This window comes from Novosphingobium umbonatum, assembly GCF_004005905.1.
GTDB classification, from domain to species: Bacteria; Pseudomonadota; Alphaproteobacteria; order Sphingomonadales; family Sphingomonadaceae; genus Novosphingobium; species Novosphingobium umbonatum.
The window spans coordinates 1-23,142 of sequence record NZ_SACO01000020.1 but is presented as its reverse complement, the minus strand read 5'-3'; the positions used below and the strand labels follow the sequence as shown (position 1 = coordinate 23,142).

Sequence of the window (23,142 nt, the reverse complement as noted above, 5' to 3'; positions counted from 1 at the left end):
GCGAAACCGCCAGCCTTTTGAATATCTGTAGTAGGAGCCGGACGACCCGCCGCGGCTTCGTTGTGGCTGCTTCCTTCCGGACCTGACCAGGTTGGCGAATGCAAACGTCCGCCCGACTCCCGCTGGAGCCTATGGCGAGACTTTTTGCAGAATGCAAGCCCCGCCAAAAAGCTGATTAGCGGAAATTATCCGCATAGGCCTGCAACTTCAGCCGACGCGGCGGCGTGCCATGCACCGTGGCGGTGATGCCATATTTTTCGGCATAGGCCTTTGCTTCGTCCACCGAATGGAACTTCAAAGTCACCTGAGTCTGGGTGTCGGCGCTGCCGGGCCAGCCCATCAGAGGGTCGGGACGGCGGGCCTCGCTGGGCGCGAATTCGAGGATCCACTGGTCCAGCAGTGCCTTACCGGACTGCATGGCGTTCTTCGGGCGCTGATAGATACGTGCGGTCATAAAATCGCCATGCCAGCGAATCACATCGTAAATCAAGAGCGACCTTTGCCCTCGCCCTGCTTTTTGCCCGCATTGAAAGCGTTTTTGGTTTTAAGGCTGGGATCTTCGGCCCAAGGCTCGTCCGGCCAACGGTGCTTGGGATAGCGGCCCTTCATATCTTTCACCACATCGCGCCAGCTTCCGCGCCAGAAACCGGGCAAATCGCGCGTGGTCTGGATCGGCTTTCCACCGGGCGAGGTGAGTTTGAGCAGCAAGGGCTGCGGCGGGCTGCCAAAGGTTGGGTGGCGCTCCAGACCGAACAAAGCCTGCACACGAATCTCGATGCTGGGCCCACCGGCATCCTCGTAATCAATCGCATGGCTGCTGCCCGCCGGACTGTGGAATTCGGGCGGGGCAAGGCGGTCAATGGCCTGTTTCCCATCCCAGCCCAGCCTGTCCAGCAAGGCCTGATGCAAGGCCCCTGCCTGCACCTGGTCGAGCCGCCGCTTCAGATGCGGCGCAGCCCATTCCTCCAGTTCATCCAGCAGCGCCTGTTCATCCAGCGCCGCCACGCCCGCATAGCGCGCCCGCTTGAGCAGATTGAGACTGGCCCGCCCCAAAGGCAGCAGAGCCAGCCCTTCCGCGCGGATCTTTTCACACAGGAAAGCGGCAATCGCCTTGGGATCGGGCGAAGGATCGCTGCCCCGCGCAAACACAAAGGCGCCGAGGCGGCGCTCCAGCAAAGCCTCCACCCGCGCCTCATCTCCCACCCAGCGCAAGGTGGAGCGCCTCTCGATCCGATGGGCCAGATGAGTCAAAACCTCGGCCTCGCTCAGGGCAATCGCGCCGGTAATCCGCGCGCCCTTGGCCGCGCCTTGCGCCTCACCCACGGCCAGATAATCCGCGCGCGTCAGCGGCGACAAGGGATCAAGCGCCAGCCCCCTGCCGCCCGCCGCCAGCCATTCCTCGCCGCTGGCATCGCGCCGTTTGGCCAGATTGTCGGGGAAACCTTCGGCCAGCAGCACGCCCTCGGGCGGTGGTTCGCCCGCAACGCGCTCCACCATGCCCTTGGCCCGCCGCGCCCAGCCACGCGCCATTTGCCGCGCCGCCTCGGCTTTGGGCGAACGGTCACGCCGCCAACGCTCAAGCCGCGCAAGCAAATCATCGCCGCGCCCGCCAAGGCCCCGCTCCTGCAACAGAAACGCCAGTTCCGCCGCCGCCTCACCCGCGCCGCGCGCCGCGCCATAAAGCAGCATATGCGCCTGTTCCGGCCCCATCGGCAGGCTGGCCATCGCCCGCCCATGCGCGGTTATCCGCCCATCGCCATCCAGCGCGCCAAGGCTGGCCAGCTTGGCCCGCGCCGCGGCCAAGGCTGCCGCCGGTGGCGGGTCGATCCATGCCATATCGGCCATGTCCCCCGCGCCCCATTGCGCAAGGGCCAAGGTCAAAGGCGCCAGATCGCTGGTGAGCATTTCGGGCGGATCATAGGCCGCGCGCCCTGCATGGGCCGCCTCTTCCCACAGGCGATAGGCCACACCCGGCCCCTGCCGCGCCGCACGCCCCGCCCTTTGCGCCGCCGAAGCCTGACTGGCGCGCGTGGTGATCAGCCGCGTCACCCCCGCCGCTTTGTCAAACTCCGGCCTGCGCGACAGGCCCGCATCGACCACCACCGACACGCCATCCAGCGTCAGCGAGGTTTCGGCAATGCTGGTGGCCAGCACGATGCGGCGGCGACCGGCAGGATCACGCCGGATCGCGGCGCGCTGGGCTGCTGGCTCGCATTGGCCATGCAGCGGCAGCACCAAGGCATCGGACAGGCGTTCGGATAAACGTTCCACCGTGCGGGTAATCTCGCCCACACCGGGCAGAAAGGCCAAGATGTCGCCCTCCTGCTCACGCCATGCGGTAAGGACGGCGCTGGTCATCGCCTCCTCCAACCTCTTTTCCGGCGCCGCGCCCAGCCAGCGGAAGGAGAGCGGCCAAGCCTTGCCCTCGCTCTCGATCACCGGCGTGTTCGCCCCCAGCAGGCTGGCGAAACGCTGGCCATCAATCGTGGCGGACATGGGCACGATGCGCAGATCCTCGCGCAGCACGCCTGCGCTTTCCACCGCCAAGGCCAGCCCCAGATCAGAATCGAGATGCCGCTCATGCGCCTCGTCAAACAGCACCGCCGAAACGCCCTGCAATTCGGGATCGTGCAAAATGGTGGCGACGAAAATCGCCTCGGTCATCACCAGAATGCGCGTCTTGGCCGATTGCTTGCTGTCCAGACGGGTCAAATAGCCCACCGTCTGCCCCGCGCTTTCGCCCAGCAATTCGGCCATGCGTTCCGCCGCTGCCCTTGCCGCAACACGGCGCGGGGAGAGCAGGATCACCTTGCCGCTGCACCAAGGCTCGCGGATGAGCGCAGGCGCCACGCTGGTGGTTTTGCCCGCGCCGGGCGGGGCAATCAGCACAGCGTAAGGCCCTTGGCGCAAGGCGGCCAAGAGTTCGGGCAGGACGGCGTGGATGGGAAGATCGGTCACGAGGCCGCCTTAGGCGATTTGGGCGGAAGGTTGAAGGATGGAAGGTGCCTCCGGCGGGCAAAGGGCGGGGGCCCTTTGCAATCCCGTCACGAGATCGCGCCTCGTTGGCGACTTTATGCCTTTCCGCGAAGCGGATTTAAAAGCCTGCGGCGCATGAAGCTTGCGCAGACTATCGATACTAGCGCTTAAATTCACGGGTTTGCAAAGGGCCCCCGCCCTTTGCCCGCCGGAGGCACCCCTTAACGCACCCTAAAAAATCAATACCGCCGCGCCACCGAGAACAAAGCCGCTTCCTGCATCGCGCGACGCATGGGGCTATCGGGGAAGATAGACAAGGCGTCCATAGCCTTTTGTGCATAATCGGCCGCGCGCTGACGGGTGGCTTCCACAGTGCCATGGCGAGCGATAATGGCCACGGCCTCGGCCAGATCCTCATCCTCGGTGCGGAAACCCGCGATGGCATCGCGCCAGAACTGCTGCTCTTCAGGCGTGCCAGCCGCATAGGCGAGGATCACCGGCAGGGTCATCTTTCCATCGCGGAAATCATCGCCCTTGCCTTTGCCCATTTCCTGACTTTCCGAATCATAGTCGATGGCATCATCCACCAATTGGAAAGCCACGCCCAGATAGCGGCCATAATCATCCAACGCCTGCTCTTCGGCGGCGCTGCGGCCAGCGGCCACGGCGGAGATGCGGCAAGCAGCGGCAAACAGGGCCGCCGTCTTGGCCTCGATGATCTGGAGGTAATGTTCCTCGCTCGTCTCCACCTTGCGCTGGGCGGTCAACTGGTCGACCTCGCCCTCGGCAATGATGGCGCTGGCACGGGCCAGAATTTCCAGCACGCGCAGGGAACCGGCTTCCACCATCAGTTCAAAACTACGGCTGAACAGATAGTCACCCACCAGCACCGTCGCCGGATTGCCAAAGATAATATTGGCCGCCGCCTTGCCGCGACGCATATCCGAACCATCCACCACATCATCATGCAGCAGGGTGGCCGTGTGAATGAACTCCACCGCCGCAGCCAGCGCATATTGCGCATCGCCCGCATAATCCAGCAAGCCCGCCGAAGCCACCGTCAGCATCGGGCGCAAACGCTTGCCCCCGCTGGAGATCAAATGGTTCGCCAATTCGGGGATTAGCGGGATCTCGCTCTGCATACGGTCGAGAATCACCGCATTCACCCGATCCATACCCGGCGCGGTCAGCGCCAACAGGGCATCAATCGAGGGTTGCGGCGCATAGTCCGCTGCCAGCATCGTCGCCTGCTGGCCGCGCGTGGAGAGGGGTTGGGCAGTCATCCGCGCCGCATTGCGCGCATAGGCCCGCGAAGGCAAGCTTGGAATCACCCATCAGATCATGCTAGCGGCGCCTTATGCCCGAAAATGCATCCACACCCGCCCCGAATCTGGACATCACTCCGGTTCCGTCCACGCCAGACCCCGTGCTGGCCGGTTTCCGTTCCAGCATCGACAATATCGATGCCGCGCTGATTCACATGTTGGCCGAACGATTCCGCATCACCAAGGCGGTGGGTGAATATAAAGCCACCCACGCCCTGCCCGCCAGCGACCCGGGCCGCGAGGAGCGCCAGATCACCCGCCTGCGCAAGCTGGCCGAGGAATCGCAACTGGACCCCGATTTCGGCGAAAAATTCCTGCGCTTCATCATCGATGAAGTGATCCGGCATCATGAAAAGGCGAAAGCCGAGGCTTGATCGGTAAGGGATGCCTCCGGCGGGCAAAGGGCGGAAGCCCTTTGCAATCCCATTAATATCGCACCAAATCCGTTGCGAAGTGCCAACCTGAAGCGCCGCAGGCTTTAAATCCGCTTCGCGGAATAAAGAAAAAGCAGCGGAGATAGCGCAACCCAGTGATGGGATTGCAAAGGGCCCCCGCCCTTTGCCCGCCGGAGGCAAAAACGCTCACTCCGCCGCCTTCGGCAGAGCCAGCTTCACCAGCAACCCGCCCAGATCCTCGCTCTCGGCCAATTCCACGCGGCCGCCGTAAATTTCCACCACATCGCGCACGATTGCCAAGCCCAGCCCCGTCCCCGGCTTACCCGAATCAAGCCGGGCGCCGCGGTCGAAAATGCGCTCACGGTCTTTTTCGGGGATGCCCATGCCATCATCCTCGATCCAGATATTGACCAATGAGCCCCCCTTGTCCGGTTGAATGGTGACGAAAACGCTGCCGCCACCATATTTGGCCGCATTCTCGATCAGATTGCCAAGGATATCGTCCAGATCCTGCCGCTCAATCGCCACCAGCGCGTTGCGGCGGCCATCCATGTCAAAGCGCGTGTCCTGATAAAGGCGCTCCACCGCGCGGATCACCGACTCGGTCGAATCCCATAGGGCAGTCCGCGCCTGCCCCGCCCCGCGCCGCCCGACAGCGCGCGCCCGGGCCAGATGGTGTTCCACCTGCCGCCGCATCACTTGCGTCTCACGCTGCACCGTCTCGGCCAGATCAGGCTCCTTGGCCTGCGCAGCATTGAGAACGACCGTCAAAGGCGTTTTCAGCGCATGGGCCAGATTGCCCGCATGGGTGCGCGCTTCTGCGGCCTGTTTGTCATTATGCGCCAGCAAAGCGTTGATTTCCTCGACCAATGGCTGAACTTCCACCGGCAAGGGATCAGTCACGCGATTGGCGCCCGCCGTCCGCATGCGCGCAATGGCCAAACGCACACGGCGCAGAGGCGACAGGCCATACCAACTCTGCAAAGCCGCCATCAGCACCAGACCAAAACCCAGCACGAGAAAGCTGTTGATCAGGATCGTGCGGATGCGCCCGATCTGCTCGTCCAACTCCTTGCGGCTTTCCGCCACAGCAAACCACCATACCGTGTTGCTACCCGGCAGGATGATGGACCGCTCCATCATCCGCAAAGGCTCGCCGGAAAATTGCTGCGAATCATAAATGTGGGGCTGGTCGTCCACATGGTCCATCGGCACTTTCAGGCTGCGGTCCCACAGGGACCGGCTGGGGAAATCCTCATGCCCCTTGCCCGAAATCTGCCAATAGAGCCCGCTATTGGGCTCCAGAAAACGCTGATCCCCCAAAGGCCGGTTGAAGAAGACCTCTCCATCCGGCCCGATTTCCGCGCTGCCGATCATGCCGGTCAGCATATAGCCCAATTGCTCGTCGAAATTGCGGGTGACCATGGATGTCATGGCGCGGTCCAGCGCAATGCCGCCCGCCAGCAACAGCACCGAAATCCAGCCCATCGCAATCAACATCATGCGCTGGGCCAGACTACCGGTATGGCGGTTCACCTTGCCGACAGGTTGCAGGGCATCACCTGCGCCATCCGCGCCTGCCTGCCCTGATCCCTGCCCCGACATCGCTACTTTTCCTGTCAGGCCTTGCTGGCCGCCGCGCTGCTCGGTTCGTCAAGGCTGTAACCAAGGCCACGGATCGTGGTGATCACATCGGCGCCCAGCTTTTTACGGATGCGGGTAACGAACACTTCGATCGTGTTCGAATCGCGGTCGAAATCCTGATCGTAAATATGTTCGATCAATTCGGTGCGCGAAACGACCTTGCCCTTGTGATGCAACAGATAGGACAATAGCTTATATTCCTGCGCGGTCAGCTTCACCGGCTCGCCCGCCAAGGTCACACGGCCAGAGCGCGTATCAAGCCGCACATCGCCCGCGATCAACTCGCTGCTGGAATTGCCCGAGGCGCGGCGGATCAGCGCGCGCAGGCGGGCGATCAATTCCTCGGTCTGGAACGGCTTGGCCAGATAATCATCCGCGCCGCCATCCAGCCCCGCCACCTTATCCGACCAGCTATCGCGCGCGGTCAGCACCAGCACGGGGAACTTGCGCCCCTCCTTGCGCCACATGCCCAGCACGGTCAGCCCGTCGATCTCCGGCAGGCCAAGGTCAAGGATCACCGCGTCATAATCCTCGGTCGATCCCATGAAATGGCCATCCTCGCCATCGACCGACAGGTCCACCGCATAGCCATTCTGTTCCAGCGTGGTTTTCAACTGGCGGCCCAGCGAGGGTTCATCCTCAACAATCAGGATGCGCATGAGGGGAATTCCTTTATCTGTTCGGAACCGAAATGGGCGGGCAATGCCGCAACGTCAAGGCAGGCGGTTAGCGTGACTGCCGGATGACCTCGCCCGATCGGGCGTCGACATCGACAAACACCACACGCCCGCCTTTGATGAATTTCAAACGATAGGCCACCGCGACCGGATCATATTCCGGCCCCAGATATTGCATGCCCTGCATCATGGGCAACACATGCTGCTCAATCTCGCGCAGGGATCGCACCTTGCCCGCTTTCATATCGCGCCGCGCCTCCCCCTGTGGCTCGCCCGGGCCGGCATGGGCCATGGGCGAAGGGGTGGAAACCGCCAGCGCCGCCGCCACAGCCGCACAAGCCAGCAAGGAAGGAGTGAGTGCTTTCATAAGTTTCGATCTAGTTTGGCAGCGTTGAACAAGGGGTGAATATGCAAGCAAGCTGCCCGCAAGGTAATTGGCTTGCCCCCATGTGCTGCGGCGTATAGGGCGGCGCGCATGGCAGCAGCACCTATTCTTAGTTGGGAAGGGCTCGGTCTGGTTCAGGGAACTGGCTGGCTCTTTCAGGATCTCGACATTCATATCGCCCCGCGCGACCGGCTCGCGCTGATCGGGCGCAATGGGGCTGGTAAATCCACGCTTCTGCGGCTGATCGCAGGATCGCTGGAAGGCGACAAGGGCAAGCGTTCGGTGCAACCGGGCACGCGCATTGTCACGCTGGAACAGGACCCCGATTTCAGCGGCTGCAAAGTGCTGCTCGATTATTGCGTGCGCGGCGATGATGCGCCCCAGCAACATGAAGTCGAAGCCATTGCCAGCCAGTTGGGCATCGACCTGTCGCGTGAGGCGGCCAGCGCCAGCGGGGGCGAACGCCGCCGCGCCGCGCTTTGCCGCGCCTTGGCCAGCGAGCCGGACCTGTTGCTGCTGGACGAGCCGACCAACCACATGGATCTGGACGCGATCGAATGGCTGGAAAGCTGGTTACAGCGCTACAACGGCGCCTTTGTGGTGATCAGCCATGACCGTACTTTCCTCACCCGCCTGACCCGCGCCACGCTATGGCTGGATCGTGGCAATATCCGCCGCCGCGAAATCGGCTTTGGTGGGTTCGAAGCGTGGGAAGAGCAAGTCTATGCCGAGGACGCCCGCGCGGCGGACCGGTTGGACGCCAAGCTGAAGCTGGAGACGCATTGGCTGTCACGCGGGGTAACCGCGCGCCGCAAGCGCAATCAGGGCCGCTTGGAAAAGCTGTATGAAATGCGCGCCACCCGCGCGGCGATGATGACGCCGCAGGGCATTGCCAAAATGGCGCTATCCAGCGATGATAGTAAAACCAAATCGGTGATCGTGGCCGATAAAATCGCCAAGTCTTTCGGCGACCGCACCATCATCCGCGATTTCTCGCTGCGCATCCAGCGCAAGGACCGCATCGGTCTGGTGGGTGGCAATGGCGCGGGCAAGTCCACCTTGCTCAAAATGTTGATCGGTGAACTTGAACCGGACAGCGGCACCGTTACCTTGGCCAAGAACCTGTCCGGCGTGATCATTGACCAGCATCGTAGCCTGTTGAGCCCCGACAAGCGCGTGCGCGATATCGTGGCCGAGGGCGGCGATTGGGTGGATGTGCGCGGCGAGCGCAAGCATGTGCATGGTTATCTGAAAGACTTCCTGTTCGATCCGGGTCTGGTCGATGCGCGCGTCGGCACCCTGTCAGGCGGCGAGCGTTCGCGCCTGTTGCTGGCCCGCGAATTTGCACGTTTTTCCAACCTGTTGGTGCTGGACGAACCGACCAACGATCTCGATCTGGAAACGCTGGACCTGTTGCAGGAAGTGATTGCCGATTATGACGGCACCGTCCTGATCGTCAGCCACGACCGCGACTTTCTGGACCGGACCGTTACGGTCACGCTGGGTCTGGACGGCAGTGGGCGGGTGGATGTGGTAGCGGGCGGCTATGCCGAATGGGTGGCCCAGCGCCAACAGCGCCAGACCGCAAATGCCCCCAAGGCCAAGCCCATGGAAAAACCCGCAGCCGCGCCGGTGGTGATGCCCCAGCGCAAGGTCAAGCTGAGCTTTAAGGACCAGCGCGACTACGACCTGTTGCCCGCCCGTATCGAGGAATTGGAAGCGGAAATGGCCAAGCTGGAGAATGCTTTGGCCGACGGGGAGCTTTATACGAAGAACCCGACCCGCTTTGCCGCCCTTACCGCCGCGCTGGACAAGGCGCGCGGCGAGAAAGAGGCGGCAGAGGAGCGTTGGCTGGAACTGGCGGAGATGGTGGAGGGTTAAGCCCTCAGGTGATGCGGTAGAAGTCGGCAACACGGTCCAGCGCCAGCTTGAGCACCAGCTTGCCCGAGCGCGATGGCCATGCCAGCGCCTTTTCCGCATCCACCAACGCCTCACCGGCGCAGGCCACACGCCACAATATATCCGACAGGCCCTTGCCTGCCTGAGTTAGCGCGCCGTCGAAACGCGCCTTGGCCGCAATTTGCCTTTCGGTGGGGTTCAATTGCGCGTCTTGCCGGCTGCCGCGCCCGCTCACCTCTTCCCAACGCATGGTGATACTCGGGCTCAATTGGGCAATCTCCCAATCCATGCGCAATCTTTCGCCCGCAGCAAATTCCCGATGCGAAAGATGGCCGCGCGCATAGAGCCAGCTGACAGGTGATTCGGCCAAATTAACGCTTACGCTCTTCTGCCCCTTGCGCGGGGGCGTGCGAAGTGGTCCATCAACGGTTAATCCGCACTCAAATACTTGCTGTTCCATGAAAATTTCCTTCTCAAGCCCTTTTTCTGTGCTAATCACACATTGCCAAACAAGTGCGATTGTAGGAAAGATGGAAAACACCGCGTTGGTTAAGGGATCGGCCAGCACATGATTAACCGCATTCGTGATATCCGAAGACAAAAGGGCATGACCCTTGCTGATGTGGCAGCGCGTTGCGCTCCGCCCACAACGGCACAAACCATTGGCCGCCTTGAAACAGGTACGCGTAATCTTTCGCTGGTCTGGATGAACCGTATCGCCGCCGCCTTGGAGGTTGATCCGGAATTGCTGGTGAAGGGCGAGGCCGAAGAACAGGCCAAGATGGTCGCCCGCCTCACCGATATGGGTGCCGAAGCGCTGACCGCTCCGCGCGATGCCATTTTGCCCAGCGAATTGGTGGGCGATGGCGTGCAAATGGCCATGTCGGTAGAAGCCAGCGCGGGCGATTACCGCAGCGGCGACCAGATCTGGTTGCGCCGCGTTGAACCAGCCAACTTTGCCAAAATGGTAAATCGTGACGTTTTGGCCCCCCGTCCGGGCGGTCGCTTCGTCTATGGCCGTTTGATCGACCGCGACGAACACCGCATGGCCTTGTTGCCCCCCGGCATCGGCCATCGCCAATTGGTGATCGACAGCCCGCCATGGCTGGCCGTTGCGGAAATGTTAGTAAGAAAGCTCTAAACCCGCGCGCATGTTGCGCATTCTATCCATCTCAACCCTCTTCCCCAATCCGGCACGGCCTGCTTTTGGCAAGTTTGTTGGCAGCCAGATGCGGGCCGTAGCCGAAGAGGGCAGCGTTGATCTGACCATGATCGCCCCGATCGGGGTGCCGCCATGGCCGCTCAACCGCAAACAACCCTATGCCACCCATACTGCCTGTCCCCCGCAGGCGACATTGGGGGCACTGTCGGTATTGCATCCTCGTTTCCTGCTCATCCCCCGTTTCGGGGCAGAGAGCAATCCGGCCCGTATCGCCCGCGCTATCTTGCCGCTGGCGCGCCATTTGCACGGGCTAAAGCCGTTTGATCTGGTCGATGCGCAATTCTTCTTTCCCGATGGCCCCGCCGCCGCAATTGTCGCGCGGGAACTGGGCCTGCCGCTGACCATCAAGTCGCGCGGATCAGACATTATCTATTGGCAGACCCGCCCCAAAGCCTTGCGCCAAATGCAGGAGGCGGCCGATTATGCGACTTTGCTGCTAACCGTCTCACAGGCGCTGGGGCGCGATATGGCAGCACTGGGTATGGCGCCGGACAAGATTGTCACCCATTACACCGGCCTTGATCGCGCCAAATTCCACCCCCTGCCCCGCACCGAGGCCCGCCAGCGATTGGCGGCCCAAGCCATCCTGCATCTGCCGCCACAAGCGCCACTTTTCGTGGCCGCCGGTTCGCTGATCGCCATCAAGGGGCAATCGATCGCGCTGGACGCTCTGGCGCAAGTTCCCGACGCGCATCTGGCGCTGGCCGGTGTCGGGCCGGACGAGGCAGCCCTGCGCGCCCAGACCGCCGCATTGGGCCTTTCTGACCGCGTGCATTTCCTCGGCCAAGTCAGCCATGACGCGCTGCCGGTGCTGATGGCGGCGGCCAATGCGCTGGTATTGCCCAGCGAGCGGGAAGGCCTCGCCAATGTCTGGGTCGAATCGCTGGCCTGCGGCGCGCCTTTGGTCATCCCCGATATTGGCGGCGCGCGCGAAGTGGTGACCGCCACCAGCGCGGGCCGGATCGTGACACGCGATGTGCAGGGCTTTGCGCAAGGCATGCGCGCCATTCTGGAGGATAATCTGCCTCAGGCCGAAGTGGCTCGCCATGCCGATGGGTTCAATTGGGAAAGCAATGCGCGGCGCTTGATCGAGATCTGGCATCGCGCAGCAGGGTATTAGGCGCATAAAAAAGCCCCGCCGGATCGCTCCAGCGGGGCTTTTTCTTCAGCCTACAAACCTCAGGCTTCCTTCTCGCCCTCGCCGGGCACAAAGCTGGAAGCATTTACCTTGAGCCAGATCAGCATGGGCGCTGCGGCATAGATCGAGGAATAGGTGCAAACGAAAATGCCGAGGATCAGCGCAGCCGAGAAGCCAAAGATCACCTTCGGCCCCAGCAACAAAAGAGCCACCAGCGTGATCAGCATGGTGGCCGAAGTCACCACCGTGCGCGCCAGCGTTTCGTTGACCGAGAGGTCCAGCAGTTCCTCCAGCGGCATCTTGCGATATTTCTTCAGATTCTCGCGGATGCGGTCGTAAACCACGATCGTATCGTTCAGCGAATAACCGATCACGGTCAGGATCGCGGCCACGATGGTCAGGTCGAATTCCATCTGCGTTACCGCAAACAGGCCCAGCACCAGCGACACGTCATGTACCAGACTGACCAGTGCACCGACCCCGAATTGCCATTCAAAACGGAACCAGATGAACAGCGAAATGGCGATACAGGCAAAGCCCAAAGCCTTGAACGCGGTCCAGCCCAGTTCCTTGGACACTTTGCCCGAGACCGAATCGACGCCATCAACGCGCGCATCGGCATGGGCGGCCTTGATCGTGGCGGTAATCCGCTTGGCCATGGCATCGGCCAGACCTGCATCCTTGTCCGAACCTTCGGGCAGACGCAGGCGAATCGAGATTTCATTGGGTTTGCCAAAGGTCTGGATAATCGGCTCGCCATAGCCCAGCGCTTCCACCTCGCCGCGCAATTGCGCGACAGGGGCAGAAGCACTTTGGGTAAAGCTGACGCGGATCATCTGGCCGCCGACAAAATCGACGCCCATGTTCAGACCATGGGTGAACAACAAAGCCCAACTGGCCAGCATCAAAGCCACGCTGATGATGGTGGTGGGCCACTGCCATTTCAGAAAATGCAGGTTGGTGTTGTCGGGAACGAGTTTGAGCAAGCGCATGTCGGCAGCCCTTTAAATGTTCAGATCGTTCGGCCGCGCCCTGCGCAACCAACCGGCCACCCACATGCGGGTGAGGAAAACAGCGGTGAACACCGAGGTGATAATGCCGATGATCAGCACCACGGCGAAACCCTTGATCGGGCCCGAACCGAATTCGAACATCAACACCGCCGAGATGATATGGGTGATGTTGGCGTCGAAAATGGTGCGGCTGGCTTCCTTGTAGCCCATCTCCACGGCGGCAAAGACCTTGCGGCCACGCTTGCGCTCTTCACGGATACGCTCGTTGATCAGCACGTTGGCGTCAACCGCCGCACCGATGGTCAACACGAAACCGGCAATACCGGGCAGCGTCAGCGTGGTGTTGAGCAGCGCCATAATGCCAAGGATCATCAACACGTTGAGGATCACGGCAATATTGGCATACATGCCGAAACGACCATAGGTCATGGCCATGAAGATAACGACCGCAGCGGTCGCCACGCTCATCGCCACCACACCCTTCATAATCGAATCCGCGCCAAGGTCGGGGCCAACGGTGCGCTCTTCGACCACTTTCAGGTCCACCGGCAGCGCGCCCGAACGCAGGGCAATCGCCAGCTGGTTCGCGCTTTGCACGGTAAAGCTACCCGAAATCTGGGCGCTGCCGCCCATGATGGGTTCGTTGATGTTGGGAGCCGACAAAACCTTGCCATCCAGCACGATGGCGAAAGGCTTGCCCACATTCTCCTTCGTCAGGCGGGCGAACTGCTCCGAACCCTGCGAATCGAAAGTGATCGACACCACCGCATCATTGTTCTGGCCAAAGCTCTGCTTGGCATCGGTCAGGCGATCACCCTTGATGCCGCCCAGACGCTTTACCGCAATCGCACCCGCGCCATTGGCAAAGGGAAGGATTTCATCGCCGGGCGCGGCCACGCCATCGACCATGCCCAACTGGTCCACCAGCTTGAATTCCAGCTTGGCGGTCTGGCCCAGCAGAGCCTTCAGCGCGGCAGGATCGGACAGGCCAGGCACCTGCACCACAATGCGGTCATTACCCTGACGGATGATGGTCGGTTCGCGCGTGCCCATGGCGTCGATACGCTTGCGCACCACTTCAGTGGCGGTTTCCATCGCCTTGTCGATCGCATCCTTGATCCCCTCTTGCGTGGGGGTCAGGATAAAGCGGGTGGTGTCGGCGATCTGGATTTCCCAGTCACGCTTGCCCGACAGGCCCGCGCCATTGGTCAAAGGCAGGATTGCCTCGCGCGCGGCGTCCACTTCGGCGGCATTGGCGACGATGAAGGACAGCGAGCCGCCCTTGTTCGAGATATCGCCATAATGCACCTTGCCGGACTTTTTCAGCGCGGCGCGGACTTCTTCTTCCTTGGCTTCCAGCCTTTGCGAAACCACCTGATCGGCATTGGCTTCCAGCAAAAGATGGCTGCCACCGGCAAGGTCGAGGCCCAGATTGATGGTCGGATGCGGCAGGCTGGCGGGCCAGCGCAGGCCCGACATAGTGGCAAGCGACGGCAGCGCCGCGGCCAAGGCCAGCAGCGTCAGCGCCCAATACCAGAGCTGTTTCCAGCGGGGAAAGTCGAGCATGGTTATATGGCTCTGTTACGAAAGGCGCCGCTGGCCCGCATGAACGGGTACAGAGGCGCGTGAGGACACAATGCTTGTCGCCAGATGGGTAGGAGGGGCGCCCGCGTCAAGCCGAAGGCCAAAGCGGCGCCCTGTCCCTGCCTCAATCGTTGGCGGGCTTGGCGCCGGCGGGCGGCACGATGTCGGTGATGGTGGACTTCACCGCGCGCACGCGCACATTGGGGGCCAGTTCGACTTCGACATAGGCCTCGTCCACCTTGATCACCTTGGCCAGCAATCCGCCGCCGGTCAGCACGGTATCGCCCTTCTTGATCGATTCCAGCTTGGCCTTGTGTTCCTTTTGCTGGCGCATTTGCGGGCGGATGAACAGGAACCACATGACAAGGCCCATGCCCACGATAGGCAGGAACTGGAGCCATGCAGGAGGCTGGCCACCAGCGGCAGCGGCGGCAAGAACGGGCAGGAGCGAGGTCTGGATCGACACGGATTACACTCTCTATCACTAGAAACAGCAGGAAAGATGGCCGGCAAAGCGCAGAGTTCAACCCCGCCCTGCCGGAAAGCACCCGCGCCTAGCAGTTAATAGGCTGCGTGGCAATCAAACCGCCCTTGGTGTTCAGCTGCCCCAAACCGCCGGTTTATCGGGATGATAGCGGCGCCCGAAAGCCGCCGATCACCGCCCGCCGGAGGAGGCGCTCAGGAAAAATGCAAAGAAAATGAAAAACTCCGCTTGCCAAAGCTGAAAAGCACGCCTAGAGGCCCGTCCACCGCAGGGCACTAGCCCAGCGGTAACAACCAAGGTCGGGACGTAGCGCAGCCTGGTAGCGCATCACACTGGGGGTGTGGGGGTCGGAGGTTCGAATCCTCTCGTCCCGACCAAAGGTTCTTCAAAAGGGCGGCCATCGCAAGATGGGCCGCCCTTTTTGTTCGTAGCCAACATGCCCGGCAACGCCAACCTGCTTTGCAGCAAAGCCCGATACAGCACTTGCCCAGTCCCTGCCCGGCTGTATGAACAAGCACCAAGTCGCAAGCTGAAGGTAAGGCCCTAACCATGACCCAACCGCTGATCTTTGTCCTCAACGGTCCCAATCTCAACCTGCTGGGCACGCGAGAGCCGCATATCTATGGCCATGACACTTTGGCCGATATCGACGCCCGCCTGATCGCGCAGGGGGAAAAACTGGGCCTTGCCGTGGAATGCTATCAGTCGAACCATGAAGGCGCGCTGATCGACTGGCTGCACGAGGCGCGCGCGCGTGGTGCCAAGGCGGTGCTGCTGAATGCTGGCGCCTACACCCATACTTCGGTGGCGCTGCATGATGCGATCAAGGCGGTGGAACTGCCCGTGATCGAGGTTCACCTGTCCAACCCGCACAAGCGCGAGGAATTCCGCCACAAGTCCTATATTGGCATGGCCGCCATGGCCACCGTGGCCGGTTTTGGCGCGCGCAGTTACAGCGTGGCGCTGGACGCCGCCGCTGGCCTGTAAACCTTTCAACACAAACTATAAACTGCGATGCAATCGGGTCGCACCCCGCAAGCAGGTTCCCCTCCCTCCCCGCTTTCCCCTTGCTAGAGGGTTAGCAGGCGGTTAGGGGCCGTCGCTTGAGATTGCACTCGCCAAGGAGTTTTCATGGGCGATAACACCGAAACGGGCCGCGAAAGCCAGCCCCGTATGAACATTGATGGCACTCTGGTGCGTGAACTGGCCGAACTGCTGGCCGATACCGGCCTGACGGAAATCGAAGTGGCCGATGGCGGTCGCAAGATCCGCGTGGCGCGCAACATCACCGTGGCCGCACCCGCCGCTCCGGCTGCCTATGCACCGGCCGCTTACGCACCTGCTCCGGCTGCCCCTGCCGCTGCTGCTCCGGCAGCTGCCCCCGTGGCCGCCGCGCCTGTTGCCGCCCCCGCCGTGGTCGAAGGCACGCAGGTCAAATCACCGATGGTCGGCACGGCTTACCTCACCCCCGAACCGGGCGCGCCCGAATTCATCAGCGTGGGCAAGGCCGTTAAGGCTGGCGACACGCTGTTGATCGTGGAAGCCATGAAGGTGATGAACCCCATCACCGCCCCCGTGTCGGGCACGGTCAAGGCCATCACCATCGAAAACGGTCAGCCGGTCGAATTTGACCAGCCTCTGGTTGTGATCGGTTAAGCAGCCCATGGCCATCAAACGTATCCTTATCGCCAACCGTGGCGAAATCGCGCTGCGCATCCATCGCGCGGCGCGGGAAATGGGCATTGAGACGGTGGCCGTGCATTCCACGGCCGACGCCGATGCCATGCATGTGCGTCTGGCCGACCATGCGGTCTGCATTGGCCCGCCCGCGGCCAAGGACAGCTATCTCAACGTGGCGGCCATCATCAGCGCGGCGGAAATCACCGGCGCCGATGCGATCCACCCCGGCTATGGCTTCCTTTCGGAAAACGCCCGTTTTGCCGAGATCGTGGAAGCCCATGGCATCACCTGGATCGGTCCCAAGCCCGAGCATATCCGCACCATGGGCGACAAGGTGGAAGCCAAGCGTACCGCCGGTGCGCTGGGCCTGCCGCTGGTTCCCGGTAGCGATGGCGCGGTCAGCGATTTTGATGAAGCCCGCGAGATTGCCGAGCGAATCGGCTATCCCGTGATCATCAAGGCCGCCAGCGGCGGCGGCGGTCGCGGTATGAAGGTGTGCAACAGCCCCGACGATCTGGAAACGCTGATGCAGCAGGCCGGATCGGAAGCCAAGGCCGCCTTTGGCGATGCCACGGTCTATATTGAAAAATATCTGGGCAACCCGCGCCACATCGAATTTCAGGTGTTTGGCGACGGCAATGGCAATGCCATCCATCTGGGCGAACGCGACTGTTCGTTGCAGCGCCGTCACCAGAAGGTGGTGGAAGAAGCCCCCAGCCCCGTGATCACGCCTGCCGAGCGCGAGCGTATGGGTGGCATCGTGTCGAAGGCGATGGCCGACATGGGCTATCGCGGTGCGGGCACGATCGAGTTCCTCTGGGAAAATGGCGAGTTCTATTTCATCGAAATGAACACCCGCCTGCAGGTGGAACATCCGGTGACGGAAGCGATCACCGGCCTCGATCTGGTGCGCGAACAGATCCGCATTGCCGATGGCAAGCCTTTGTCGGTTAGCCAAGACGAGCTGGAATTCCGTGGCCATGCCATCGAATGCCGCATCAACGCCGAAGACCCCTGGACCTTCGCGCCCTCGCCCGGTCTGGTGGAAGGCTATCATGCCGCTGGCGGTTTGAACGTGCGCGTGGATAGCGGGCTTTATGCCGGTTATCGCATTCCGCCCTATTACGATTCGATGATCGCCAAGCTGATCGTCTATGGCCGCACCCGTGAAGGCGCGATCATGCGTCTGAAGCGCGCTTTGGAGGAAATGGTCATTTCCGGCCCCAAAACCTCCATCCCGCTGCATCAGGCTTTGATGGACGATGCCGAATTCCGCTCTGGTGACTATACCATCAAGTGGCTGGAAGAATGGCTGGCAAAGCGTTGATTTTCCATCAGCACTGAACCACAAACAAAAGGGCTGGAACGGGAAACCGCTCCAGCCCTTTTTGTTCGACTTGGGATGGAAAGGATCACTCCTCCATCGGCACGCCAGGCAAATGCTTGGCCGTGCGGATGGTCAGGCTGGTCTTCACGCTGGCCACATTGGGCGCAGGGGTCAACTTGCTGGTCAGGAACTCCTGAAAGCTTTGCAGGTCGCGGCTGACGATCTTCAGGATGAAGTCGATCTCGCCGTTGAGCATGTGGCATTCGCGCACTTCGGGCAGCGTCCGCATATGCTCTTCAAACCCGCGCAAGGCATCCTCGGCCTGACTTTTGAGCGAGACCATGGCGAAAACCGTGATCGAAAAGCCAAGCTTCGACCCGTCCAGATCGGCATGATAGCCACGGATGACGCCTGCATCCTCCAACGCCCGCACGCGGCGCAGGCAGGGAGGCGCTGTCAAACCGACACGCTGGGCCAGTTCGACATTGGTGATGCGCCCTTCATCCTGCAATTCGGCCAACAAGCGCCGGTCGATATGGTCGAGATTGGCCATAAACTTCTGCGTTTCCCTTAAACGGATACGATAGATTCCTGTTGCCGTTAGCCTTGCTGCGGGCAATAATCCACCCCATTAGCACAGGTCAGGCTAATATTGTTAGCCCTTGCCGTAAGCGCAACCCATTGCGCCCATCGCCTGTGTCAAACTTGTCAGACAAAAATGCTATGCTTAACAGGCTGGTAAGCATAAGCATTAACGCGGAGAAGAGGGAACAAGGTTAACACCGTATTGGTGGGAAATACTTCTCAAAACGCCAGGATTCCTGATAAACAAGACTATGCGCTACGATGATCGCCTCGCTACCGTTTTGAACCTGATTCCGGTCGGGCCGAACGTCGCGCGCATCCAGTTCCGGCAATTGCTGGACCTGCTGGGCACCCGCGCCGCCGAGGAGCGGGGTGATGTGCTGGACCGAGCCTATCTGCGCCTGTCGCAATTGCGCGACATGATCCCTGCGCAAGACCGTGCCACCATCCTGCGCGAACCGGGCCTGCGTCTGCGCTCGCCGCGTCTGGTGGCGGAATTGGCGCGGGGGGAAAGCCTTCAGGCGCAAGCCGCCATTCAGGCCGCACAATTGACGCAGGAGCAATGGGTCGATCTGATCCCTGCCCTGCCACTGGCCACGCGTGGCCTGTTACGCGACAGGACCGACCTTGGCCCAGCGGCGCGGGACCTGCTGGAACGGTTGGGCCTTGGTGCGCGTCCTTTGGGCTTTTCGGGCGAAGCCGTGCCCGAGCCAGTGGCGGTAAGCCAGCCAGAGGCCAAGACTGCGCCCGCGCAGCCTGTGCCACCACCCAAGCCCGTGTTTACCGCGATGGCAGCCGCCCATCCCGCCGTGCCCGAACCGGTTCCGGCGCAAGTGGATGCCGAAACGATTGGCGACATCGTGCGCCGCATCGCGGCCTTTCAACAGGCCCGCGAAGCCGCACCCGAAGCCGCACCTCCCCTGCGCGATGGCACCACCACCGCCATCACCGCCTTTGACTTTGCCAGCGATGGCGAAGGGCGCATCGTGTGGAGCGAGGCCGGTGTGGCCCCGATGGTGGTCGGCCACGCACTCAGCAGCCATGGCCCTGCCGCCCATGCCCTGCGCCTGCACCAACCCCTGCGCGGGCAGCGCGTGGTGCTGAACGGTGCGCCAGCGATCACCGGCGAATGGCAGGTGGATGCCGTGCCCAAATTCGATCCGGTCGGCGGGCGATTCCTTGGTCATATCGGCCGGTTCCGCCGGATGCAGCAGGCCAAGCCCGCCTCACCCCCGCCCGTGGTGGAGAGCGAGGCCGATCGCCTGCGCCAATTGCTGCATGAATTGCGCACACCGGTAAACGCCATTCAGGGCTTTGCGGAGGTGATCCAACAGCAATTGTTTGGCCCTGCCCCGCATGAATATCGCTCTTTGGCTGCGGTCATTGCCGTCGATAGCGCGCTGATGCTGGCTGGCTTTGAAGAATTGGACCGCTTTGCCAAGCTGGACAGTGGCGTGATGGAATTGACCGGTGGCACTTGCGATTTCGCGCAGGTTCTGGCCAGCACGATTGGCCGGTTCCAACCCGATGGGTCGGGCAAGAACCCGCATTGGTCCTATCTGTCCACCACCAACGCCGCGCCTATGGGCATTGCCGAGCTGGAGGCCGAACGCCTGTGCTGGCGGCTGCTGGCCACGCTCAGCAGCAATGCAGCCGCGGACGACCATCTGGAAGCGGCGCTGGCCACCGATGCCACCCGCCTTTGCGTCAGCCTCAGCCTGCCGCCATCCTTGGCCAGTCTGGACGATCACGCGCTGTTCCATGCCCCTGCGGCCGATAGCGCGCTTGTTCCCGGTGTCGGCATTTTCGGCACCGGCTTCTCGTTGCGACTGGCAGCGGCCGAGGCGCGCGCCGCTGGCGGAAAACTGGTGCGCGACGAAGCTTTGTTGTTGCTGGTCCTGCCTTTGTTAACTCCCTCGCAAAACCCTGCCGCTAGGGTGGGTCTGTCGGAAACATGCGAACATCCGGCAGAATGATTTTTCCTTGCGACGGGGAACAGATTGCCAGCCCATGCCATAACCACTCCCCCCTCGGCAGAGGCGATGGTGCGTTTTGCCCCCGGCACGGGGCAACGCTTTCTGGTGACGGTGGACACCGAGGAAGAGTTTGACTGGACCAAACCCCTGACGCGCGCGGCGCATCGGGTGGACACGGTGTCGCGACTGCGCAAATTCCAGCAGTTCTGCGAAGGCTATGGCGTAGTGCCGATCTATTTGATCGACTATCCGGTGGCTATGTCCGAACTGGCGGGGGAATTGCTGCGCGGGGCGGTGGCTGAAGGGCGCGCCGAAGTGGGCGTGCAATTGCACCCTTGGGTCAATCCGCCGTTTGAAGAAGATGTCAATCAATTCAACAGCTTTTCCGGCAATCTTCCCTATGAGCTGGAACGGGCGAAATTCCGCAAGCTGTATGACGCCATCGCCACCAATTTCGGTACCGCGCCTTTGATCTATCGCGCGGGCCGCTATGGCATCGGCCCCAACACCGCCAGCATTCTGCGCGAGGCGGGCCTTGCCATCGACACATCGGTGCGCAGCGGCTTTGACTATAGCGCGCATGGGGGGCCCGATTACAAGGACTTGCCGCTGGAGCCATGGTGGGTGGGGCAAAAGGGGCAATTGATGGAATTGCCGCTGACGACGGTGTTCACCGGACCTTTGCGGCGATACGCCCGCTGGCTTTACCCCCAATTGGGCAGGATCGACCGTTTACGCGGCGTTTTCGCCCGCCTTGGCCTGCTGGAACGCATCCCGTTAACGCCAGAGGGCGTCCGCGTAGACGAAGCCCTGCGCGCCACACAAATTGCGATTGATGATGGATTGCCCGTTTTGGTGCTATCTTTCCACAGCCCATCCCTCTGCCCCGGCCATACGCCCTATGTGCGCAGCGAAGAAGATCTGGACTTGCTCTACGATTGGTGGCGCAAAATATTTGAACTGATGCTGGCGCGGGGGGTGCAACCGGGCAGTGTTCAACAAATCATGCAAACAGCAGAGCTTGCCTAGCGCGCCTTGCCCCGCTAACGGGAGAAAAGGTGGGGCCTGTAGCTCAGCGGTTAGAGCTGGCCGCTCATAACGGCTAGGTCGCGGGTTCGAATCCTGCCGGGCCCACCAAACTTTTCCCGCCATACCGTTTAAATTCCAAGAGGAGGCGCAAAAGCTGCGCTTTGCCCCTTGCCTTCCCCGCCAACGCCGCCTAAGGGGGCCATCCAGCGTCGGGGAGTGGCGCAGTCCGGTAGCGCGCCTGCTTTGGGAGCAGGATGTCGCAGGTTCGAATCCTGTCTCCCCGACCAGTTCCCCATTTCACCGCGTTTCACCCCGTTGCATTCGGCAAGGATAACCTTGCAGAATCGGGCATTTGTGCTTCAATGGGTTGCAAGAGCAATTCTGCCACTATCCATGAAATTTGAGGCACCTTTGCGGGAATTGGGATCGGGACCAAATGTGGATTGGCTTATGATGCGAATTGGCAAGATGGTCGCGCCAGGTGAACCTTCGTTTCGGGACGTTGGTAAAACATCATAGGCATGTCAAATAGACGCCTAGTCATAACGGAAGAGCCTTTAACCTCTGCCCTGCTCAGGATAGAGCGTTTGATGCCCCGAAGGATCGAGCTGCCTTGCCGTCAGAGAAATTCCCTTGGGTTCTGACCAGAATTTCCAAATTGACTCGCGGTCAAGTGACCAAAATGGCCGAGGAGTTTTTGAAACCGGAAAATCTTCACCAGAATCGCGCTCAGGATAACGCGCCTGCCTGGCGCTATGATATTCGCGGCAATTGCCGTCTGGTCATGCGGCTTTTGACGGAAATGCAGCTGAGAGCAGTCGTCGCTCTAGCCCCTTTGGTGGGCGATGATAATCTGGCGGGCAATGCTCTGGTGGCTCTGCTGGCCGAAAGCTGGCGCGCGGGGGCGCAATCGCTGGCCCATGGCTCCATTGAAGAAGGGCGACCCATCACCATTCGCGCGATGGGCCGCTCTTTCCATCGCCCCTATGAGACCATGCGAAGGGCCTTGCGAAAGCTGGCCGACATGGACTTGATTGAATTGCGCGACGATGGCGTGGTTCTGTGCCGTGACATCGCCACCCATCCGGCTGTCCGCAAATATCTGGTCCAGATGCATGACATTATGGTCACGTTGATGGATGATCTCTTTGTCTTTGCCAAATTACCTTTGCCGCCTTTCGCCAAAGGCGCCGCAACGCAGGATGGCTTGATCCTGGCCGCTCTGGACTTGCACCTGCTGGGCGCGGAAGCGATGGAAAGCCTGATCGCGGACTGGACTGGCTTGCTGGTGATTTCAGCCATTACCGCAGGCAATACCCGCGACATCACCTATCATCCGGAACTGGCCTTCACCTATGCTGCGGCAGATGCCATTCCTCCCATGCATTTGCGCCGGCCGGTCCTGTTCAAAAACCTTTGCGAAACCCTGCCTATTTGTGCAACCACCGCGTGGCGCCGCGTCACGGTGCTCAAAATGCTGGGCGCGGTGAAAACCGTGGACGGGGGGCTGGTCAATGACAGCAAATGGTTCGGCAATTCCAAAATTGTCGACAGCATCTGCTCCATGGTCGAACGCATGCACCATATCATCGGCAAGATACCGCTGGATATCTCGCAAGGCTTTGCGCCTGAGTCTCATTACATCACCGGACGCGTGCCGCCGGTCGCCCTTTAATCTAGGCGGCGTGGACAAATTATCTACGTAGGAGTTTCCTCGGAGGGCGCGCGTTTTGGACGTGCCCATCGGAAGATGCGCCAGCCAAAATCGACTGTCATCAGCACCAAGCCCAAAGGAAGGACCCA

The 23,142-nt window shown here is 61.3% G+C and carries 21 protein-coding genes, 3 tRNA genes and 1 other RNA gene; 13 read left to right on the top strand and 12 right to left on the bottom strand.

The genetic code is table 11. The features are described 5' to 3' along the window. Positions 1–27: 27 nt before the first annotated feature. The 4 genes from ffs to EOE18_RS17090 all read right to left on the bottom strand — a co-directional run bounded on the left by ffs (position 28) and on the right by EOE18_RS17090 (position 4,217). An RNA gene (gene ffs, locus EOE18_RS17105) (signal recognition particle sRNA small type) lies at positions 28–123 on the bottom strand. A gap of 52 nt (positions 124–175) precedes the next feature. Beyond that, positions 176–454 carry an ETC complex I subunit gene (locus EOE18_RS17100; protein ID WP_127711773.1) on the bottom strand — a complete coding sequence of 93 codons (279 nt, stop codon included), beginning with the start codon at positions 452–454 and terminating at the stop codon, positions 176–178. Positions 455–486: 32 nt separating this feature from the next. After that, a complete protein-coding gene (gene hrpB / locus EOE18_RS17095) occupies positions 487–2,958 on the bottom strand; it encodes an ATP-dependent helicase HrpB (protein ID WP_127711771.1) in 2,472 nt (823 codons plus the stop codon). Positions 2,959–3,215: 257 nt separating this feature from the next. After that, positions 3,216–4,217, bottom strand: a complete 1,002-nt coding sequence (locus EOE18_RS17090) for a polyprenyl synthetase family protein (RefSeq protein WP_246027523.1) — start codon at positions 4,215–4,217, stop codon at positions 3,216–3,218. 116 nt (positions 4,218–4,333) lie between these two features. Between EOE18_RS17090 and EOE18_RS17085 the strand changes: the two genes are divergently transcribed. Then, on the top strand, positions 4,334–4,675 hold the full coding sequence (locus tag EOE18_RS17085; protein WP_127711768.1) for a chorismate mutase: 342 nt from the start codon (positions 4,334–4,336) through the stop codon (positions 4,673–4,675). Between the two features lie 207 nt (positions 4,676–4,882). On the opposite strand, the gene EOE18_RS17080 is transcribed toward EOE18_RS17085, so the two are convergent. The 3 genes from EOE18_RS17080 to EOE18_RS17070 form a co-directional block, all read right to left on the bottom strand. Next, positions 4,883–6,199 (bottom strand): sensor histidine kinase, encoded by a 1,317-nt coding sequence (locus EOE18_RS17080; protein WP_127711801.1) that lies wholly within the window; start codon positions 6,197–6,199, stop codon positions 4,883–4,885. A 116-nt stretch (positions 6,200–6,315) separates the two neighbouring features. Next, entirely contained in the window at positions 6,316–6,999 is a 684-nt protein-coding gene (locus EOE18_RS17075) for a response regulator transcription factor (protein WP_127711766.1), read from the bottom strand. 67 nt (positions 7,000–7,066) lie between these two features. Next, complete coding sequence (locus EOE18_RS17070) at positions 7,067–7,384, bottom strand: PepSY domain-containing protein (RefSeq protein ID WP_127711764.1); 318 nt, start codon at positions 7,382–7,384, stop codon at positions 7,067–7,069. 108 nt (positions 7,385–7,492) lie between these two features. Here EOE18_RS17070 and EOE18_RS17065 point away from each other — a divergent pair, with 108 nt between their 5' ends. Further along, entirely contained in the window at positions 7,493–9,283 is a 1,791-nt protein-coding gene (locus EOE18_RS17065; protein ID WP_127711762.1) for an ABC-F family ATP-binding cassette domain-containing protein, read from the top strand. Between the two features lie 4 nt (positions 9,284–9,287). Here EOE18_RS17065 and EOE18_RS17060 read toward each other — a convergent pair whose 3' ends face one another. Beyond that, complete coding sequence (locus EOE18_RS17060; RefSeq protein ID WP_127711799.1) at positions 9,288–9,761, bottom strand: DUF6456 domain-containing protein; 474 nt, start codon at positions 9,759–9,761, stop codon at positions 9,288–9,290. 108 nt (positions 9,762–9,869) lie between these two features. Here EOE18_RS17060 and EOE18_RS17055 point away from each other — a divergent pair, with 108 nt between their 5' ends. Together EOE18_RS17055 and EOE18_RS17050 are read left to right on the top strand one after the other, a co-directional pair. Then, positions 9,870–10,442, top strand: a complete 573-nt coding sequence (locus tag EOE18_RS17055; RefSeq protein WP_127711760.1) for a helix-turn-helix domain-containing protein — start codon at positions 9,870–9,872, stop codon at positions 10,440–10,442. 88 nt (positions 10,443–10,530) lie between these two features. Continuing rightward, positions 10,531–11,643, top strand: coding sequence for a glycosyltransferase (locus EOE18_RS17050; RefSeq protein WP_246027520.1), 1,113 nt, complete (start codon positions 10,531–10,533; stop codon positions 11,641–11,643). A 59-nt stretch (positions 11,644–11,702) separates the two neighbouring features. Here EOE18_RS17050 and secF read toward each other — a convergent pair whose 3' ends face one another. From secF to yajC, 3 genes are all read right to left on the bottom strand, one after another. Next, positions 11,703–12,653, bottom strand: coding sequence for a protein translocase subunit SecF (gene secF / locus EOE18_RS17045; protein WP_127711758.1), 951 nt, complete (start codon positions 12,651–12,653; stop codon positions 11,703–11,705). Between the two features lie 12 nt (positions 12,654–12,665). Beyond that, positions 12,666–14,240 carry a protein translocase subunit SecD gene (gene secD, locus EOE18_RS17040; protein ID WP_127711756.1) on the bottom strand — a complete coding sequence of 525 codons (1,575 nt, stop codon included), beginning with the start codon at positions 14,238–14,240 and terminating at the stop codon, positions 12,666–12,668. A 142-nt stretch (positions 14,241–14,382) separates the two neighbouring features. Continuing rightward, complete coding sequence (gene yajC / locus EOE18_RS17035) at positions 14,383–14,718, bottom strand: preprotein translocase subunit YajC (RefSeq protein WP_127711795.1); 336 nt, start codon at positions 14,716–14,718, stop codon at positions 14,383–14,385. A gap of 324 nt (positions 14,719–15,042) precedes the next feature. Between yajC and EOE18_RS17030 the strand changes: the two genes are divergently transcribed. The 4 genes from EOE18_RS17030 (at position 15,043) to accC (ending at position 17,749) form a co-directional block, all read left to right on the top strand. Beyond that, positions 15,043–15,119, top strand: a tRNA-Pro gene (locus EOE18_RS17030). A 172-nt stretch (positions 15,120–15,291) separates the two neighbouring features. After that, the gene (gene aroQ, locus EOE18_RS17025; protein WP_127711754.1) at positions 15,292–15,729 is read left to right on the top strand and encodes a type II 3-dehydroquinate dehydratase; all 438 of its coding nucleotides are present in this window, start codon (positions 15,292–15,294) and stop codon (positions 15,727–15,729) included. A 144-nt stretch (positions 15,730–15,873) separates the two neighbouring features. Further along, positions 15,874–16,398, top strand: a complete 525-nt coding sequence (gene accB / locus EOE18_RS17020; RefSeq protein ID WP_246027519.1) for an acetyl-CoA carboxylase biotin carboxyl carrier protein — start codon at positions 15,874–15,876, stop codon at positions 16,396–16,398. A 7-nt stretch (positions 16,399–16,405) separates the two neighbouring features. Beyond that, on the top strand, positions 16,406–17,749 hold the full coding sequence (gene accC, locus EOE18_RS17015; RefSeq protein WP_127711752.1) for an acetyl-CoA carboxylase biotin carboxylase subunit: 1,344 nt from the start codon (positions 16,406–16,408) through the stop codon (positions 17,747–17,749). A gap of 85 nt (positions 17,750–17,834) precedes the next feature. Here accC and EOE18_RS17010 read toward each other — a convergent pair whose 3' ends face one another. Then, positions 17,835–18,302: an Lrp/AsnC family transcriptional regulator gene (locus EOE18_RS17010; RefSeq protein ID WP_127711750.1), complete on the bottom strand. Its 468-nt coding sequence runs from the start codon at positions 18,300–18,302 to the stop codon at positions 17,835–17,837. A 283-nt stretch (positions 18,303–18,585) separates the two neighbouring features. Between EOE18_RS17010 and EOE18_RS17005 the strand changes: the two genes are divergently transcribed. The 5 genes from EOE18_RS17005 (at position 18,586) to EOE18_RS16985 (ending at position 23,014) form a co-directional block, all read left to right on the top strand. After that, positions 18,586–20,310 carry a histidine kinase dimerization/phospho-acceptor domain-containing protein gene (locus tag EOE18_RS17005; protein ID WP_127711748.1) on the top strand — a complete coding sequence of 575 codons (1,725 nt, stop codon included), beginning with the start codon at positions 18,586–18,588 and terminating at the stop codon, positions 20,308–20,310. 66 nt (positions 20,311–20,376) lie between these two features. Next, on the top strand, positions 20,377–21,339 hold the full coding sequence (locus EOE18_RS17000; protein ID WP_127711746.1) for a polysaccharide deacetylase family protein: 963 nt from the start codon (positions 20,377–20,379) through the stop codon (positions 21,337–21,339). 32 nt (positions 21,340–21,371) lie between these two features. After that, a tRNA-Ile gene (locus EOE18_RS16995) sits at positions 21,372–21,447 on the top strand. Between the two features lie 102 nt (positions 21,448–21,549). Further along, positions 21,550–21,626 (top strand) — tRNA-Pro (locus EOE18_RS16990). A 395-nt stretch (positions 21,627–22,021) separates the two neighbouring features. After that, the gene (locus EOE18_RS16985; RefSeq protein WP_127711744.1) at positions 22,022–23,014 is read left to right on the top strand and encodes a hypothetical protein; all 993 of its coding nucleotides are present in this window, start codon (positions 22,022–22,024) and stop codon (positions 23,012–23,014) included. Positions 23,015–23,142: the final 128 nt, after the last annotated feature.